At 64.8% G+C, this 16,869-nt stretch carries 12 protein-coding genes; 7 read left to right on the forward strand and 5 right to left on the reverse strand.

Going from position 1 to position 16,869, the window contains the following annotated elements; genetic code table 11:
• Positions 1 to 55: 55 nt before the first annotated feature.
• Together dhaL (ACSAGD_RS00925) and dhaL (ACSAGD_RS00930) are read right to left on the reverse strand one after the other, a co-directional pair.
• Positions 56 to 742, reverse strand: a complete 687-nt coding sequence (gene dhaL, locus ACSAGD_RS00925; protein WP_437583832.1) for a dihydroxyacetone kinase subunit DhaL — start codon at positions 740 to 742, stop codon at positions 56 to 58.
• Positions 743 to 762: 20 nt separating this feature from the next.
• Positions 763 to 2,487 carry a dihydroxyacetone kinase subunit DhaL gene (gene dhaL / locus ACSAGD_RS00930; RefSeq protein ID WP_437583834.1) on the reverse strand — a complete coding sequence of 575 codons (1,725 nt, stop codon included), beginning with the start codon at positions 2,485 to 2,487 and terminating at the stop codon, positions 763 to 765.
• Positions 2,488 to 2,627: 140 nt separating this feature from the next.
• Here dhaL (ACSAGD_RS00930) and ACSAGD_RS00935 point away from each other — a divergent pair, with 140 nt between their 5' ends.
• The 3 genes from ACSAGD_RS00935 (at position 2,628) to ACSAGD_RS00945 (ending at position 6,307) form a co-directional block, all read left to right on the forward strand.
• A complete protein-coding gene (locus ACSAGD_RS00935; RefSeq protein ID WP_437583835.1) occupies positions 2,628 to 3,413 on the forward strand; it encodes an IclR family transcriptional regulator in 786 nt (261 codons plus the stop codon).
• A gap of 143 nt (positions 3,414 to 3,556) precedes the next feature.
• The gene (locus ACSAGD_RS00940) at positions 3,557 to 5,539 is read left to right on the forward strand and encodes a hypothetical protein (RefSeq protein WP_437583836.1); all 1,983 of its coding nucleotides are present in this window, start codon (positions 3,557 to 3,559) and stop codon (positions 5,537 to 5,539) included.
• 54 nt (positions 5,540 to 5,593) lie between these two features.
• Positions 5,594 to 6,307, forward strand: coding sequence for a hypothetical protein (locus tag ACSAGD_RS00945; protein ID WP_437583837.1), 714 nt, complete (start codon positions 5,594 to 5,596; stop codon positions 6,305 to 6,307).
• A 60-nt stretch (positions 6,308 to 6,367) separates the two neighbouring features.
• On the opposite strand, the gene ACSAGD_RS00950 is transcribed toward ACSAGD_RS00945, so the two are convergent.
• On the reverse strand, positions 6,368 to 10,489 hold the full coding sequence (locus ACSAGD_RS00950) for a carbohydrate binding domain-containing protein (protein ID WP_437583838.1): 4,122 nt from the start codon (positions 10,487 to 10,489) through the stop codon (positions 6,368 to 6,370).
• A gap of 426 nt (positions 10,490 to 10,915) precedes the next feature.
• Here ACSAGD_RS00950 and ACSAGD_RS00955 point away from each other — a divergent pair, with 426 nt between their 5' ends.
• The gene (locus tag ACSAGD_RS00955; protein ID WP_437583839.1) at positions 10,916 to 11,632 is read left to right on the forward strand and encodes a hypothetical protein; all 717 of its coding nucleotides are present in this window, start codon (positions 10,916 to 10,918) and stop codon (positions 11,630 to 11,632) included.
• 36 nt (positions 11,633 to 11,668) lie between these two features.
• Here ACSAGD_RS00955 and ACSAGD_RS00960 read toward each other — a convergent pair whose 3' ends face one another.
• A complete protein-coding gene (locus ACSAGD_RS00960; protein ID WP_437583840.1) occupies positions 11,669 to 12,667 on the reverse strand; it encodes an o-succinylbenzoate synthase in 999 nt (332 codons plus the stop codon).
• Positions 12,668 to 12,935: 268 nt separating this feature from the next.
• On the opposite strand from ACSAGD_RS00960, the gene ACSAGD_RS00965 reads away from it, so the two are divergent.
• The 3 genes from ACSAGD_RS00965 (at position 12,936) to ACSAGD_RS00975 (ending at position 16,325) form a co-directional block, all read left to right on the forward strand.
• The gene (locus tag ACSAGD_RS00965; protein WP_437583842.1) at positions 12,936 to 13,838 is read left to right on the forward strand and encodes a 1,4-dihydroxy-2-naphthoyl-CoA synthase; all 903 of its coding nucleotides are present in this window, start codon (positions 12,936 to 12,938) and stop codon (positions 13,836 to 13,838) included.
• Between the two features lie 264 nt (positions 13,839 to 14,102).
• Positions 14,103 to 15,275, forward strand: coding sequence for an AMP-binding protein (locus tag ACSAGD_RS00970; RefSeq protein ID WP_437583843.1), 1,173 nt, complete (start codon positions 14,103 to 14,105; stop codon positions 15,273 to 15,275).
• Between the two features lie 39 nt (positions 15,276 to 15,314).
• Entirely contained in the window at positions 15,315 to 16,325 is a 1,011-nt protein-coding gene (locus ACSAGD_RS00975; protein WP_437583844.1) for a 1,4-dihydroxy-2-naphthoate polyprenyltransferase, read from the forward strand.
• Positions 16,326 to 16,411: 86 nt separating this feature from the next.
• Here the strand turns inward: ACSAGD_RS00975 and ACSAGD_RS00980 are convergent, their stop codons facing one another.
• The gene (locus ACSAGD_RS00980) at positions 16,412 to 16,861 is read right to left on the reverse strand and encodes a DUF4229 domain-containing protein (protein WP_437583845.1); all 450 of its coding nucleotides are present in this window, start codon (positions 16,859 to 16,861) and stop codon (positions 16,412 to 16,414) included.
• Between the last annotated feature and the right edge of the window lie 8 nt (positions 16,862 to 16,869).

A 16,869-nucleotide genomic window follows, 5' to 3' on the forward strand; every position in this document is an offset into this window, starting at 1 on the left:
CATCGCGATGTCCCGCCCCTGTGATCTTCTGTGAGCGCGCCGAACGACGCGTCGCTCAAGCGGTCGTCGCAGCTGATCGCTCTGCCGTCGGCGCTACGTCAGCCTCGATCGCTGCGGTCAGGGGAGAGGCGACGAGGGCATCGGCTCCGGCCTCGAAGAACAGTGCGATGGTGACCGCTCCCGGGTCGAGTACACCGCGAGCGAGCTCTCCGACGTAGCTGGCGCGCCCGCGTGACCCGAGGAGGGCCTCCGTCGATTCAGCGCCGGCACGCGCGGCCTCTGCTGCGGAGCGCAGTGCCTGCGCGGCATCTCTCTCGCCCTCTGTCTGTGCGGTGAGCGCCTCGGACGCCGGAGCGAGCGCATCGACCATCGTGCGATCGCCGACCTTCGCCCCGCCGAGCTGCTGGATACGTGCGAGCCCCGAGGCGACTCCGCGACTCAGAGCGTCGACATCGGATGCCTCGCGAAGCGCGTTCGCGACTTCGCGAAAGAACATGCCGAAGAGAGGGCCGCTCGTTCCGCCGGTGGCGAGGAACCCGGTGGACACAGCGCGGAAGACAGAGCTCGGCGTGGCATCGTCTGGCTGAGGCAGGGCTTCTTCCGCGCGTGCGAGCGCCGAGGCGATGTTGGTTCCGAAGTCCCCGTCGCCTGCGAGGCGGTCCATGTCGGTGAGGGCGCTCTGCTGCGAGGCGAAGCTCTCGGAGAAGCGGGCGAACCATGCGAGTGTCTCGGTTCCGTTCATAGTCGTGGTCCTTTCGGTTGTTACCAGGTCAGGGCGGGGGTGCGGACGGGGGCATCCCACGCGCGAAGGATGTCGTCGTCGCACACGGTGAGGGTGACGGAGACTCCGTGCATGTCGAGCGACGTGACTAGTGAGCCGGTGAGCGCACGCGCCACCGTGATGCCGCGCTCGGCAAGCGTTCTGTGGACGTGCGCGGCCGCAACGTTCAGCTCAAGAGGCGATGTTCCGCCGAGCCCGTTCACGATCGCGATGACGGAGGCGCCCGATGCGATGTCGAGATCATCGACGAGCGGAGCCACGAGCTGCTCAACGAGCTCATCTGCCTCGGCGAAGGGGATGCGCGCGGTGCCGCGCTCCCCGTGGATGCCGACGCCGAACTCGACCTCGTTCTCGCCGAGTTCGAACGCGGGAGCGTCCGCGCCCGGATGCGTGCACGCGCTCAGCGCCAGCGCGAGGCTCCGTGATCGGGAGACGACGCGGCGCCCCGCATCGGCGACCTCTGACAGCGGGAGTCCAGCCTCGGCGAGAGCGCCGCAGACCTTCTCGACGACGACCACCGCTCCGGTGCCGCGGCGGCCCGGGCCGTCGTTTCCGTCAGAAGCGAGGTCATCGTCGACGATCACCGATTCGACGACGATGCCGTCCTCCTCCGCGAGAGTCGCGGCGATCTCGAAGTTGAGCACGTCGCCGGTGTAGTTCTTCACGATGTGCAGAACGCCCGCGCCGCTGTCGGCGCGCACGGTGCCAGCGTGGATCTGATGCGCCGTCGGGCTTGCGAAGACCGCACCGCACACTGCTGCGTCAAGCATTCCGGTGCCCACGAAGCCCGCGTGCAGGGGCTCGTGGCCGGAACCGCCGCCCGAGACGAGGCCGACCTTGTCTTTCGCGGGAACCGCCCGGGTGACGACATTGACGGCTGCGTCGCGCGCGAGGCGCGTGCGGTTGCTCGCGACGAGCCCCTCGAGTGCGTCGTCGATCACGTCGCTCGGAGAGTTGAAGAGATGACGGGGTGGTGTGCTCACGGGGTTCTCCTTCGATCGGGTGTGAGGTGGGGGAAGTGTGCTGAGGGCATCGGCCAGAGCGTGAAAGAGGAGGGCGGAGGAAGCCGCGCCGGGGTCGACGTGGTCTCTGCTGCGCTCGCCGAGGTAACTGGCGCGGCCGCGCCTCGCGAGCATGGGAGCTGTGGCTGCCCGGCCGATGAGTGCGGCTCTGAGACTCAGCAGAGCGCACTGGCGGACGTTGCTTCCTGCCAGGGCGGCCGCGTGGAAGGTGTCGGCGGCGGGGGCGAGCACGTCGAGCATCGTCTTGTCGCCGGGTAACGCGCGGCCGCGCTCCGCGACGGACTTCGCGGCCAGATGTAGCAGGGAGGCGAGCTGGCGTGAGTCGAGCACTGTGGCGGGAGGAGCGTTTTCGCTGAGCCCGTGGAAGTATGCGCTGTAGAGCGCCCCGCCCGCGCCGCCGGCCGCCGTCTGGAACGCGCGTGCGCCCTCGGCAAGAACGTCCCGCGGGGTGGTGGGAACGTCGGTGCCGAGTCTCTCGACGATCGCCGCGGTTCCGCTGACGAGCACCGCCCCGTGGTCGCCGTCGCCGATCGCGGTGTCGAGCCGCGTCAGCTCGGCGGATGCCTCCGCAGTGAGCTCGGCGAATCGTAGCAGCCAGCGAGCTGCCGCGGCGGCATCCATCTGACCCGTCTGGTGCGCGGCTGCGCTGCTCTGTGCGCGATCGTGTGCCGTTGTGAACGTCATGGCCGGCTCCGATGTCGGCTGGGGTGCGAGAACACGGTTCTCCTTTGAACGGGGTGAAAGAGATTCGGTAATGTCGAATAGTATTCGTGATGAACGAATAAACCACGTCGAGTACGGTTATGTCAACCCAAAGCGTGAGAATGGGAACGGCACGTGTTCGCGCAGGCAGAGAGGGGGACCCGCCGGTGATCCAATCGATCGACCGGGCGGCGAAGATTCTCGCTCTCCTGGGAGGCGCGCGGCGTCTCGGCATCACCGAGATCGCGAATGCTCTGGGAATGCCGCCGCCGACGGTCCACGGCATCGTCAAGTCGCTTCACGCGCACGGCCTTGTCGCGAAGGAACCGGGCGGCGTGCGCTACATGCTCGGGCCGGCGCTGCTGAAGCTGTCGAGCGTGTACCTCGACACCCTTGACGTGCGGTCGCGGTCGATGCATCCCATGCACGCGATGACGAGTCGCACCGGCCTTGCCGCTCGGCTCGGGGTTCTGCACCTCGGCGACGTCATCGTCGTGCATCACGAGCAGAGCCGCGCCGGTGGTGCGCAGATGCCTGAGACGGGCATCACGATTCCGAGTCACGCGTCAGCCATGGGCAAGGTGCTGCTCGCGCACGATGCGGACGCGACTGAGCAGGTGATCGACGGCGGGCTTCGTCCGCTGACACGCGACACGATTGTGGATGCTGCGGTGCTGCGCCGCGAGCTTGCCGATGTGCGCGACGAGGGCATCGCGCGAGAGAACGAGGAAGCGATCATCGGCGAGGTGTCTGCGGCCGTTCCAGTGCGGGACGGGACGGGGGCGGTCGTCGCTGCGCTCGCGCTCGTCGCGTCATCGACGGAGTGGCCGTTGGGTGACGCCGCACTGGCGGCGCTGCAGGACACTGCCCGGGGAATCTCACGGGAGCTCGGCTACGCAGCTTGGTGACGTTCGGAGGAATCAAAAGGCGCGTTGCGCTTCGAAGGCGCTCCCAAAGGAGCGGTGTAATGTTTCACCGCACGTGGCAATTGAAAGAACCAGCTGTGCTAACTTGTTGACGTCTTGCCTTCACCATCCGGGGGGAAAATTCAGTGGACGCAGCATTGTCTGGCGCGCCCGCGCGTCGATCGCGAAGAACTGACTCATGGAAGCGCGCGATTCTCGCATTCTTCGGTCTTGCAGTCGCCTGTCTCCTGACCGCGTGTGGCGCGGTCATCGACACGACGCTCGTCGTCAATGACGACGGAAGCGGAAAAAGAACGATCACGGCTACCGTCGACGGCTCTGACCTCGACGAGGTCGATGGCGGTGCCGACGCCATCGAGACGACCATCACCGAGAACATCCCGAGCGGAATGGAGTACAACGGCCAGAAAGCCGGCGGCGACGACGGCGTCGTGTTCTCGTTCGCGATCGAGTTTGAGTCGCAGAAGGACTACACAGAGAAAGTCATCGGGATTCTGGGCGCGGGTGGTGTCACAGACATCGAGACCGAGATCGAGATCGTCGTCGCGGACTCCGTGTTTCGTGAAGGCGTGAGCGTGCAGGAGAACTTCACGTCTCAGGATCTGTTGCAGTGGCTCGTCGAGGCGATGGTGGACGACGGACTTGTGGACGACTCGGACGCGGACGACCTGTCTGAGCTCGGCAAAACCGTTGTCGAAGTCGATGGCGTCGGCCACGACACTTCCTCAGCCATTGACTACTCGGACATATCCGATTACGGCATCCGTGATCTCTCCGTCGTCACAGAAGGCCTCGAGACAGGAAGCTACACGCGCACCATCAGCTACGACCTGTCGCGTGAGACGTACTCCAGAGACGCCGCAGGGTACGACGAGTTCTTCACCTCAGCGACGCCGAAAGGCGGCGAACTCACTGAACCTGACGAAGCCTCCACGATCTGGACGATCTCGTTCACCGCGAAGAACGAGAAGCAGCTCATCGAGTACACGAACACGGCCCTCAACTCCACCGAGACGGACTTCGCCGTCGCAAGCGAAGCGGATGAGGGCGACCCAACCATGTTCAGAACGGCCGTGGTCGACTACCTAGAGTGCGGGCAGATCTGCAACGCTGACGTGGAGATCTCCGAGAGCCTCGCTCTGCCGGACGGGTGGGACAGCTCACAGGCATCCAACGGTGAAGACGGCTGGCTCATGCCCATCAGCCACGAACCGGTCGAGTTCAGCCACCGCGTGCAATTCCAATCTGTCGTCGCCGCCGTGACCGCGACGCCGTCGGGAGAGAACGCCCTCCTGCTCAGCTACGCGTTGAGCCCCGAGAACGCGGAGGCCGTCGGAGACGCGATCGAGGACGTCATCGCGCCCGCATCGAATCGAGGTGAGCTTTCGGTGAATGCCGACAAGGATGCCGTCACCTACACGGTCACGCTGAAAGGCGATGACCCCTCCGAGCTCGATGACCACATGCAGGAGTATCTGCCCGGCTCAAAATACTCACTCGTAGAATCCGACTCGACGCTGTTCACGAAGTCGTATGACGTGGGGCTGGTCGTTGCGCTGCCGCGTGACCTTCTCAGCGGAGGCGTGGAGAAAGGCATCGAGTATCGCGTCGAACTCCCGAGCGGGGCGACCGTCGGTGACGGATCGGACGTACCGAAAGGCGCGACGATTGACGGCAACATCGTCGCATTGACAGAGCAGGCGCCGACGTCGCCGCAGTTCGCTATCGAAGCAAACGGTCTGAATATCGCGGGGATCATAATGCTCGGCGTGATTGTACTCGTGGTTCTCCTGGCGATCGCCGCCGTGGTGTTCTTCGTGCTGAGACAGCGAAAGAAGCGCAAGGACGCTCCGCCGAACGAACTGTTCAGCTACGACTCTGAGGCGGCGAGCGTGTCGCTCGCGCCCCCCGCTCCATTCGCGCCCGAGCAGTCGGCGGGCCTTGAGACGACATCGCCCAACACCCTCACAGCGACAGCGGTGCTCGATGACGCTGCGCCCCCTCTGCCTCAGTCTCAGGACGCCCTGACAGAACAGATTCCCGAGCCCGACAGCGACTCACCGACAGAGATACTTCCTCCGCGGCCGCCGCTTCCGCCGACGGATTGAATCTGAAACGCACAAGACCAGCGATGCGGGGAAAGCCCCGTGGAAGGACAGACCATGCGCAAAGCTCTCGCGATCGTGGCATTGACGGCATCCCTTGCACTGCTTGTCGGATGTGCGCAAGCGCCGAACTGGACCGTCAAAGGCATCAGCGACGTGGGTCTCACCGACAAGGATGTGAGCGGAATCGATGGATTCGACGCTGACGTCGTGGAAGACCACTATGAGAGCGATCCTTCGCCCACGGATTACGAGTCGTTCCCTGGTGTTCCCGATGAGTGTCTCGCGGTGTACCAGCCGACAGTCGCGTTCTCGGGCCACAGCACAGAGATCCGTCTGAACAGTTTCCAGACGGATAACGCCGAGATCGGCAGCACCGTTGTGTTCCTGTACAGCGACGAAGAAGGTGCGAAGGCCGACTTCAAGACGTACAGCGAGGGCTTTGCGAACGATGAGTGTATGAACGGTGACGTCGCGGGAACCATTCTCGGCAGCGACGATGACGCAACCGTGCACGCGGAGAAAATCGATCCCCACTGCGCGACAGACTGCTTCATGGTCGAGGTGAACCTGTCTGAGCCCGCGAGCTCCAGTTCAGACAAAACCGACCGCACTGCGTGGATCTCCTTTATGCAGCGAGGCAACGCGGTTATTGGAGTGATGCTCTACTCAGACCAGGCTGCGGGAGACAGTGCGTCATGGATCACCGTCGATCAAGCTGTCGCGCTCGTCAACCTGCAGGCTGCGAAGTTTGACTCTTACACGGTGTGAGAGCGGTGAGGAGCGGAGCTTTCAGAGAAACTCCGCTCCTCACCGCATCCTTTGGCAGCCTTACGCTCCGATTCGTGCGAACCGCGCGGTGATCGGGTCCCAGTCCTCTTTCTCCGCCGAGGTTGATGCGTCGGCGGAGTATGGTTCGGTCGCTACATCGAGCACTGAGGGATCCTGAGGCAGCGATCCGATAGCGGATTCGCCGAACGTGCTCAGGAGCATCACGCCGATTCCGTTCGACTCAACCGCGTCTTTCGTCGTCCCGAGTGCCGCGAAGGGAATCTCCATCTCATACACGGTGTCCTGCGACGTGTCATGGGCAGTGTCGAGGAAGTCGATGAATGCGCTCTCGTCGGTCAGGTCTCCCGGGACATACCCCTCGTATCCGTTCGCGTCGATCCCCATCAGCGTGTCTCCGTAGAAACCGTCACCGTAGGCATACGAGATACCTGCGGAATCGAACCCGACCGTGTTCTCCGGTTCATAATCGAAGGAGCCCGAGGAGTTCAGAGAGAACATCGCGGGTTCGCCCACGCCCGGCTTGCTTGAGAACATCGCCAGACGGTCGACCTCACTGTTCGAATATGTCGTATGGATGCCCCACACGCCGTCCTCAGTGCCGTCGATCAGGCCGTCCCCACCGCCGCTCGCGACATCGAAGGCGAGCGCCAGCGGGATATCTCCGTTATAAGGCTTGCCGTTGTCGCTGATCGGATAGCCCTGGCCGGGGTCGACCACGTCAGTGACGTTTGTGAACTGCCACATGAGATACAGGCTGTCGCCGTTCCACGCAGCCGACAGTGAGTAGAGGTCGTAGACGGGGCCTTCGTGGCTCCCCCGGAAGATCCGGGGGTCGTCGTTCGCGACACCCTGCGCGATCACCATGTTCTCCGTCCACTCAGAGGCGTCGCCGTCAACGGTGACGTCCGCGGTGGTGCCGAGATTTCCATTCGGATTCTGCTGATAGAAGCCTTCTGAGTAATCGGTCCCCGTCGGCTTCCCCGGCTCCTCTGGATCCTCTTCGTCCTCGATCACTGCAGAGACGGGCTCGCTCCAGCCGGACGTGTTTCCTGATGAGTCGACCGCTTGAACGGTGAACGTATAGGTGGCTCCCGCCGCCAAGTTGTCGAGCGTCATCGAGCTTTCGATCGTGCTCTTCTCAGAGGTCGCATCACCGTCTGAGATGCGCACCGAGTATGAAGCTACGGCCGTGTCGTCCGTCGACGGCGTCCAGCTGAGCGTGACACTGGTGCCATCGGCTGACGCAGTGAGCCCGACGGGGATGCTGGGCGCAGTCGTGTCCTCTTCGCCGCGCGTCTCCGTGGAGACGGTCTCGCTCCACGCGGAGCGATTGCCCGCGGCATCCAACGCCTGAACCTTGAAGAGGAACGTCTGTTCCGGCGTGAGGTTATCGAATCCGATCTCTGTGCCAGCCGTGATGATACCGAGAGTGCTCTCGCCCCCTCCTGCCTTGATGACGCGGTACGAGACGACTCTGACGTTATCCGTCGACGCAGACCACGAGAGGTGGACGGAATCCTCATCGACGGAGATTGTGAGGTCGCTCGGTGCTGAAGGAGCCTCGGAGTCTGGACCGCCGGTAGACCCGGGCGTCGTGATCTCCACGGGGTCAGACGCAAGCGAGACGCTTCCATCTGTCGCTGTTGCAGCGACCGTGTACAAATACGTTGTCGATTCGCTCACGGTCGTGTCGGTGTACGACGTATCCTTCACAACGACGCTGACGTCTCCATTTGCACCACCCGAACGCGTCACGGTGTAGCTTTCGATGCCTGACTCCGCGCTGGACGCCGCCCACGACATCGTTATTGCGCCATTGTCGGCGCTGACCGAAACATCGGTCGGCGTCGTCGGAACGCTGCTTGGAACCTCGCACGGCGCAACCCCTGAAACTTGGCCGTCGGCAACCGTCACCACGGAACCACTCACCGTGTAATCCCGAGATCCGTTGTTGTCCCATGCGCCTGCGCCGTTGTTGAAGGCGAACGTCGCACCGTCAGCTCCACCGGGTACGGAGAGCGAGTACCACCCGTCGCAGACTTCTTCCATGGGCTTCCCGGGAACGGTCGTCCAATCGCTGTCGCCCGCTCGATAGTGCGCGTAGTACGTCTCCCATCCCCGGTCTGCCTTGTAGAAGACCGTCATATCCTCATCCTCGGGAACTGCTGTGCACGGGTTCGTCGTGGAGATCTCGCCGTCTGCGATCGCCTGCACTCCGGCAGTGAGTGAATAGTCCTTCTTGCCGTTGTTGTCCCACGAACCGTTCCCGTCGTTGAACGCGGCGGTCGCACTGTCGGTCTTACCGAGGCTGATTGTCGCGGCGTACCACCCGTCACACCGTTCCTGCATCTTCTCCCCTGGTGGTGTCGTCCAGGCGCCCTCACCGACGCGGTAGTGAACGTAATAGTCCTTCCACTGGTCATTCGCGCGATAGAAGACGTCGATTGTCGCTTCGGACGGCGTCGTGCCCGTCGTCACGGATGCTGGCGAGCTGGGTTCCGAGATATTCGTTCCGTCGGTGGCCGTGACCGTGTACATATATTCTGTATCTGGCTCAAGCGCACTGTCTGTGACCGATGTTGAGGATCCGGGAGCCGTCAGCGCGACCTCGCCCTCTGCCCCACCTGTCCGCGTGATGGTGTAACCAGTCACCGCACAGTCGTCTGTGGATGCCGTCCAGCTCACCGTTACGTTCGTCCCGTCCGCCTTCGCCACGACGTTCTTCGGGCTCGTTGGAGGGGCTGTGTCCTCGCACGTGCCACCCGCTTGCGCTCCCGCATGGATAGCGACGGCGCCGTGCGATGGGACTGTAGCGGTGAACGTGCCACCGGAAACGGTTACGGTGTCACCGGACCAGGTACCTGCATCATTCGTTGCCGTGATGACGTTGTAGTACGTGCCGTCGGGCAGCCCGGTCGTGAACGTGCGAGTGATCTCACCGCTGCCGGCGTTGATGGCAACGCTGCCCTTGTCACCGCGGCTAAACGCGACGGCGCTGCTTCCGTTGGTCCATTTGTCGGTGACCTCGGTTCCATAGGTTTCCGTACGGAAGCCGACCATGTTGACGATCTCATTTTCTGCGTGCTCGCACGTCCAGACAGAGTCTCCACCACACGTGGGGTCGATGACTTCGCCGGATGCGGTTTGGGGAGGCCCCGCGTCATAGTCGGTGAACTCGAAGCCAGACTGGATCGAAGGAGAGCCGTAGTTCCAGGCCAACGTGAACACCTGCGCGAGGTCGTAGAGGTCGCCATCTTTGTAGCTCAGCGTCTCGCCATTGCGCTCTGTGTCGTGATTGTCGACAAAGACACCCGCGTCGTCGTGGTCGAGGAACCCGTCCCATGACTCGCCAATACCTTTGCCCTCGATGAGCCAGTCGATTGTTCCGCCGCCGAAGGCTTCCTTGAGCTTTCGTGCGTAGGCGAACTCGTGGATGTCTCCGATGCCGAGGTATTCCTCGGGCTGGATCGGCTCATTTGCGCGGATGACCTCCTGCACGATGTAGAGGTCATCCTTGTTCTTGACGCGCGACATGATGCCCCGCATGTCCTCAGCGGCGATGTGCTTCACTGCATCGATGCGGAAACCCGCGGCACCGAGATCCACCAGGTGGTTGAGGTAGTCCGCGATGGTCTGCTGGACGTAAGGCGATCCGGTGTCGAGATCAGAGAGATTGACGAGATTGCAGTTCTGAACGTCCCAGCGGTCTTGATAGTTCGAAATGTCTTTGCGGCAGTCGTGGAAGTCGTTGTCGCCGTAGATGCCGGGATATTCGTAGTGCTCGTACGAGCTCCCCGCCCAGCCCGTTCCACCATCTGAATCGCCGCTCATGTGGTTGATGACGGCGTCCACGATCACCTCGACGCCCGCTGCGTTGCAGGTTGCGATCATGTTCTTGAACTCAGCTTCAGTTCCAAGGCGTGATTCGAGCTTGTAGCTGACGGGCTGATAGTAGGTCCACCATTGACTTCCCAGCACGTGCTCCTGTGGCGGCGATGTCTGGACGTACCCGTATCCGGCCGGTCCGAGCGTGTTGGTGCATTCACGCGCGATCGAGTTCCACGTCCAGGAGAACATCACGGCGATGACGTCTTTCGGACCGGGCGCGGCAGCGTCTGCCTTCTGTGGGGGAGTGAACGCCACGAGGAGACCGGCGATCATAATTCCAGTAGCAAGTGTGACCCAGCTCAGACGTCGTCGCGCACCCCCTCGACGTTTCCCGAGCGGTAAGGCAGTGCTCATATCGGTGCTCCTTTGCATCGAGCGGGTGGATGCTTCGACGCATCCTGCCCGCTGGTCGACTGTGACGGCACTCACCGTAGAGCGTGTCGAGGATTAATGCAAGCGTTTACATAAAGGGTCGCATGTGGGAAACGGCGACGCTGGGGGCATCCTCGACATCTCGTGGGATTCACAAAAAGATCGCTGTTCGCGCGTGACAATGGCCGCACAAACTGCACCGGGTTGCACTCTCGGCACGTGAACGTCGGGCGACATAATTAATGGAAGCGCTTGCATTAATGGTGGAATCTGGCTAGCTTTAGCTCACAGATTGGCGATCAGTCTGACGTACACGAGGAGAGATACGTGACAAACCATGAAAACGATGTCGCCGTTGCGGACAGCTCTGAAAAGCGCGGAATCACACGTCGGACGCTGACCGTGTCGGCAGCCTGGGCAGCGCCGGTCATTGCCTTAGCCGTCAGCACACCGGCTGCGGCCGCGTCAGTGACAAACGGAATCCTCGCCTTCGCTCCCGGTCCTGGAACGCTGAGTTCCGATAACAACACGTTCACGTACACCTGGGTTATCTCCAATGCGTCGACGACGGACCCGATCGCCGGCCCGTTCACGATCAGCTTCAACGTGCCGTTCAACATCCAGGGGAGCATCCCGAAGCCTTCCGCGGGACAGCCGAGTGCGACGAACCCGACACTGTTCGCCCCTGTCTCTGTGTCGGCTCCCGGATACGCTGCCGCATGGACTCACCAGGACGCATCCGATGAGTACGGGAACACTCGAACGGAAGTGATCACGATCGGCGACGCGGGCACGACGCTCGCGCCGGGCCAGAGCATCTCGGTGACGACGGAATGGAACGTACCCGAGAACTGGCTCTCGACGGGTGAGGGAAGCATTCGGCTCGACCGGAGAATCTGGACCTGGCGGAGCACCGGGACGGTGACCGCTGCCGAGGGCACGGAAGATAGCCCCCAGAGCTTCCCTTCCTGGACGGTCGAGCCGGGGTCGGAGAACCCGGCCTCGCCGGGCGGACTCTGGGCTTTCAGCACGCCTGCCGGGTGAGCTTCCGCTCTCTGAGGACGTTGGGCTCTCGCCCGTTCAGTGCTCGTCGTGGCTGAGCAGCGCGTAGCAGCGGGTGAGGCGGTCGCGCCACCAGGCGTCGCGCTCGGGTGGGGCTGCGTAGTCGCGCAGCATCCTCTGTGAGACATCGACTCGGCGAACGTCGACTGAGCCGCCGTGTGCGAGCAGCGGCTCGTCCGTGACGTCTGCGGCGAGAAGCGACGCCGTTCCGAGCCCGCAATCGTAGGGCAACTCGGGGACGCACGCCGCGAGGTGCGCCCCGAGCGCCAGCCCGACAGACGTGTCGAGGGCGCTTGAGACCGTCACGGGAAGCCCCGCCTCCCGCACGATGGCGAGGGCGCGATGGATGCCGCCGAGCGGTTGCGCTTTCACGATCAGCAGGTCTGCGGCATCCGCTCTGGCCACCGCAATCGGATCATCTGCCTTGCGGACGCTCTCATCCGCCGCGATCGGGATGCCCATGTGCGTCACGCGGCGCCGCACCTCGGCGAGTTCCTCGACGCTCGGGCACGGCTGCTCGACGTACTCGAGGTCGAACTCCGCGAGCGCGTGGATGGCGCGCTCGGCCTCGTCGACGTTCCAGCCCGCGTTCGCGTCGAGGCGCACGCGGCCCTCGGGGCCCATGAGTCGCCTGACCTCGGCGACTCGAGCGACATCGTCTGCGAGGGACTGGCCGCGCTCGGCGACCTTCACCTTGACGGTGCGGCAGCCGTCGTAGCGCGCCAGCACGGCCTCGACGCGGTCCGGGGCGACCGCCGGCATCGTCGCGTTCACGGGGATGCGTCGTCGCAGCGGACTCGGCTCGTCACCCCACCCGAACTCGATGCCTGCTCGCAGCCACGTCGCCGCCTCGGCATCCTCGTACTCGGTGAACGGTGAGAACTCCGTCGCCCCGTTCGGCCCCTCGAGGATCATCGCTTCGCGCAGGGTGATGCCGCGGAACCGGGTGCTGAGCGGCAGCGAGACGACGTGGGCGCGGGCGAGAAGCTCGTCGAGGGGAGGGAGTGCAGAGGGCATGCGCTCATTGTCTCTCGGGCGGGGAGCGCATGTGGCCGTGTGGCGTCACGAAGTCGGAAAACCGCCGAGAGCTGCGGCGTGTTGCGGCTCGACTCGCCGCAGCACCGCAAAATTTTCCGATTCTCTAGAGCGCGGGTGCGGAATGACGCGTGGGGTACGGGCTCGGGTGCGGAATGACGAGTGGGGTGCGGGCGCGGGTGCGGAATGACGAGTGGGGTACGGGCGCGGAACTGGGAGTGGGGTGCGGGCGCCGAACTACGATTGAGGCATGACGGTGTCTGAGATCTTCGACGAATCCGAGTGGCAGCAGGTGGCGGGCTTCGAGCAGCTCACCGACATCACGTACCACCACACGCACGACGGCCGCGTCGCCCGCGTCGCGTTCGACCGCCCCGAGGTGCGCAACGCCTTTCGGCCGCACACCGTCGACGAGCTGTATCGTGTGCTCGATCACGCCCGCACAACCTCGACGGTGGGCGTCGTGCTGCTCTCGGGCAACGGCCCCAGCCCGAAGGACGGCGGATGGGCGTTCTGCTCGGGCGGAGACCAGCGCATCCGCGGCCGCGACGGCTACAAGTACTCCGAGGAGGAGACCGCGGAGGGCATCGACCCGGCCCGCTCGGGGCGCCTCCACATTCTCGAGGTGCAGCGCCTCATCCGCTTCATGCCGAAGGTCGTGATCGCGGTCGTCCCCGGCTGGGCGGCCGGCGGTGGGCACTCGCTGCACGTCGTGTGCGACCTGACGCTTGCGAGCGACACGGCGAAGTTCAAGCAGACGGATGCCGATGTCGGCTCGTTCGACGCCGGCTACGGGTCCGCATACTTCGCGCGTCAGATCGGGCAGAAGTTCGCGCGTGAGGTGTTCTTCCTCGCAGACACGTACTCGGCTCAGCGGGCCTATGAGATGGGCGCCGTGAACGCGGTCGTGCCGCACGCGGAGCTTGAAGATGAGGCGCTGCGCTGGGCACGCCGCATCCTGACGAAGTCGCCGACCGCGATCCGCATGCTGAAGTTCGCCTTCAATGCGGTCGACGACGGCCTCGTCGGGCAGCAGGTCTTCGCGGGGGAGGCCACGCGCCTCGCCTACGGAACCGATGAGGCGGTGGAGGGCCGCGACTCGTTCCTCGAGAAGCGCCACCCCGACTGGTCGCCGTACCCCTGGCACTACTGACCGCGCCCTTCCCGCGCGCTGGTCTCGCTGACGCCCGCGCGTGCCGGCTCCGCGGCCTGAGCTGACGCCCACGCGTGCCCAACCCCGCGTCCTCGACAACCGCGTGCCACTATGTGCGGCCTCAGCCGGCGCCTTGGGCAGACAAAGTGGCACACGATCGCGGGTGGGGCGTAGTCGGGGTGGGCGCCGGGTGAAGCAGGGCGGGGTCCGGCGCAGCGCTCACATTCTGAGGCGCAGCAGAGCGGCGCGACGTAGACTCGGCACATGACGCGAAGTCTCGCCGCCACTCCGGCATCCGAACCCCTCGCGCTCATGGACGCAATGCGCGGCGCACTCGACCGCTCCGGTCCCGCCGTGCTTCCGCTCGCGCCCGGAGCGCAGCCCGGCGACGTCGCGCTCGCCGCCCACCACGGCTCGGAGCTCCCCGATGTGCCGCATGCGACGGCCGCGGTTGTCCGCACCTCAGGGTCGACGGGGGTCCCCAAGAACGTCGTGCTCAGCTGTGACGCTCTGCTCTCCTCGGCATCCGCGTCTGAATCGGTCATGGGTGGCCCGGGGCAGTGGCTGCTTGCGCTTCCGGCGCACTACGTCGCGGGCCTTCAGGTGCTCGTGCGCTCCATCGCCGCCGGAACGACGCCGCTCGTGCTGCCGCCCGGCCACTTCGACCCGGCCGCGTTCATCGACGCGAGCAAGCAACTCACGGGGGACCTCAGGTTCACGTCGCTCGTTCCGGTGCAGCTCATGCAACTGCTGCAGACGCGCGCCGGGGTGACGGCGCTGCGCCGCTTCGACGGCATCCTCGTGGGCGGCCAAGCCCTGCCCGACCCCATTCGCGAACGCACCGAACTGCTGGGCCTGCACGTGTTCCGCACGTACGGCGCGAGCGAGACCGCGGGTGGCTGCGTCTACAACGGACGCGCTCTGCCCGGCGTCGAAATGAACATCGTCGACGGCGAACTCGAACTCACCGGAGCCATGCTCTCCGACGGGTACCTCGCCGACGACGGCACCCTCGACGCCGGCCGCACGGGGGAGTCGTTCGTGTCGCGCGATGCCCGCCGCTGGTATCGCACGGGCGACCTCGCCACGATCGAGAACGACGTTCTCACGATTCTGGGTCGCGCCGACAACGTCATCGTCTCCGGCGGCATCAACGTGAACCTCGACCGTGTGGAGCGCGTCGTCCGCGCGCTGCCCGGGCTCGACGGGGCGGTTGTCGTACCAGCATCCGATGATCGGTGGGGTCAGGTTCCGGTCGTCATCACCGATGTGCAGGGGGCGCGACTCGATGAGATCCAGGATGCCGTCGGCACGGCGCTCGGCAAACCGGCGCGACCGGCGCGCGTCGTCACCGTGGCATCCATTCCCCTTCTCGCTTCGGGCAAACCCGACCGGCAGGCGCTCGCCCGCGCTGTCGCGGAGCGCACGCTCGCATAGCGATGTTTAGTAAAGTTGCCGCGGAGCAGGAGGTTGTTCGTGGCAGCACAGAGCAAGAGCCCGGCGAAGAAGTCCGGGTCGAAGGGCAAGGCGGCGCAGTCCGGCTACGTCGCACGCAAGGGCGGCGGCAAGAGCGGTAACCCCGCAGCGCGACCGCTTCAGCAGGTGAAGCCCGCGACCTTCGGCGACTGGATTCGCGCGGCGCGCATCCCGACGCTGCCGATGTCGATCGCGCCCGTGCTCGTCGGAACCGGTGCCGCGCGCATAGCGGGTGCGCCCGACGAGTTCCACTGGGTGCGTGCGCTGCTCTGCCTCGCCGTCGCCATGGCTCTGCAGATCGGCGTGAACTTCGCGAACGACTACTCCGACGGGGTGCGGGGCACCGACCGGCTGCGCGTGGGCCCGGGCCGTCTCGTCGGCTCGGGCAAGGCGAGCCCGAAGGCCGTGCTCACCGTGGCGCTGCTGTTCTTCGCGATCGCTGCCGCAGCGGGCATCCTCATCACCATCGCCACGCAGCAGTGGTGGCTCATCGCGGTCGGCGCGGCGTGCATTCTCGCCGCCTGGTTCTACACCGGCGGCAAGCGCCCCTACGGCTATTACGCGCTCGGTGAGCTGTTCGTGTTCGTGTTCTTCGGTCTCGTCGCGACGCTCGGCACCATGTGGGTGCAGGTCGGTCAGCTCAATCAGGAGGTCTGGTACGGCGGCGTCGGCGTCGGTCTGATCGCCATGTCGGCCATTCTCGTCAACAACCTGCGCGATCGCGAGGGCGACAAGCTCACCGGAAAGCGCACGCTCTCCGTGCTGATCGGAGCGGTGGCCTCACGCGTCGTGTTCGTGATCTTCATGCTCGTGCCGTTCGCGATCGCGGGCTGGGTCGGCGTGTTCTACGTGGGCGTCTGGTATGCCGGGTTCGCGCTGCTCTCGGCACTGCCTGCTTGCGTGATCGTGGTCACCGCGCGCACCCCGAAGGAGCTTGTGCTGGCACTCAAGCTCGTCGGTGTGACGCAGCTGCTGTACGGCGCGGCGTTCTTCGTCGGGTACTCGTTCTGAGGCGAGGGGCGCGTCAGCCTTGCGGCATCCCACAAGGCGACGGCTTCGTCGATGCGGTGGTCGGCGAGCGGCGCGGGCAGCACGGTCTACTTCGAGTTGGTGTCGCGCTCGGCGGCCGCGCGGGCGGTCTCGCCGGCGGACGTATCCGCGTCGCCAATGAGGTCGGCCTCGGCGCTCTCGGACGTGCCCTGAACACCCTCGCCCGTGCTCTGCGCACCCGCAGCCTCTGCGGCATCCGTCGAATCACCCTCGTCGGCAATCGGCTCGGCGTGCTCGACGATGTCGTCTTCGACGTCTTCATCGGACGAGCCATCGTGCGTGGGCTCATTGGCGCCCGTGCGCTTGCGGTAGATCGCGGTTGCGACCTGCTCGCGCGAACGACGCAGGAACACGAGAGAGACAGCGAAGCCGATGAGCGCCGCGATGATGGCCGAGAACCACTCGTTGAAGCCGAGCAGCAGCAGAATCGCAAGCGGAACGAAGAACGTCAGCAGGCGAAGAATCGTATAGGTCACGGCCGGAGGAATGCGCTTCACACCACCAA

The organism is Paramicrobacterium salitolerans, from assembly GCF_051513965.1.
Taxonomy (GTDB): Bacteria; Actinomycetota; Actinomycetes; order Actinomycetales; family Microbacteriaceae; genus Paramicrobacterium.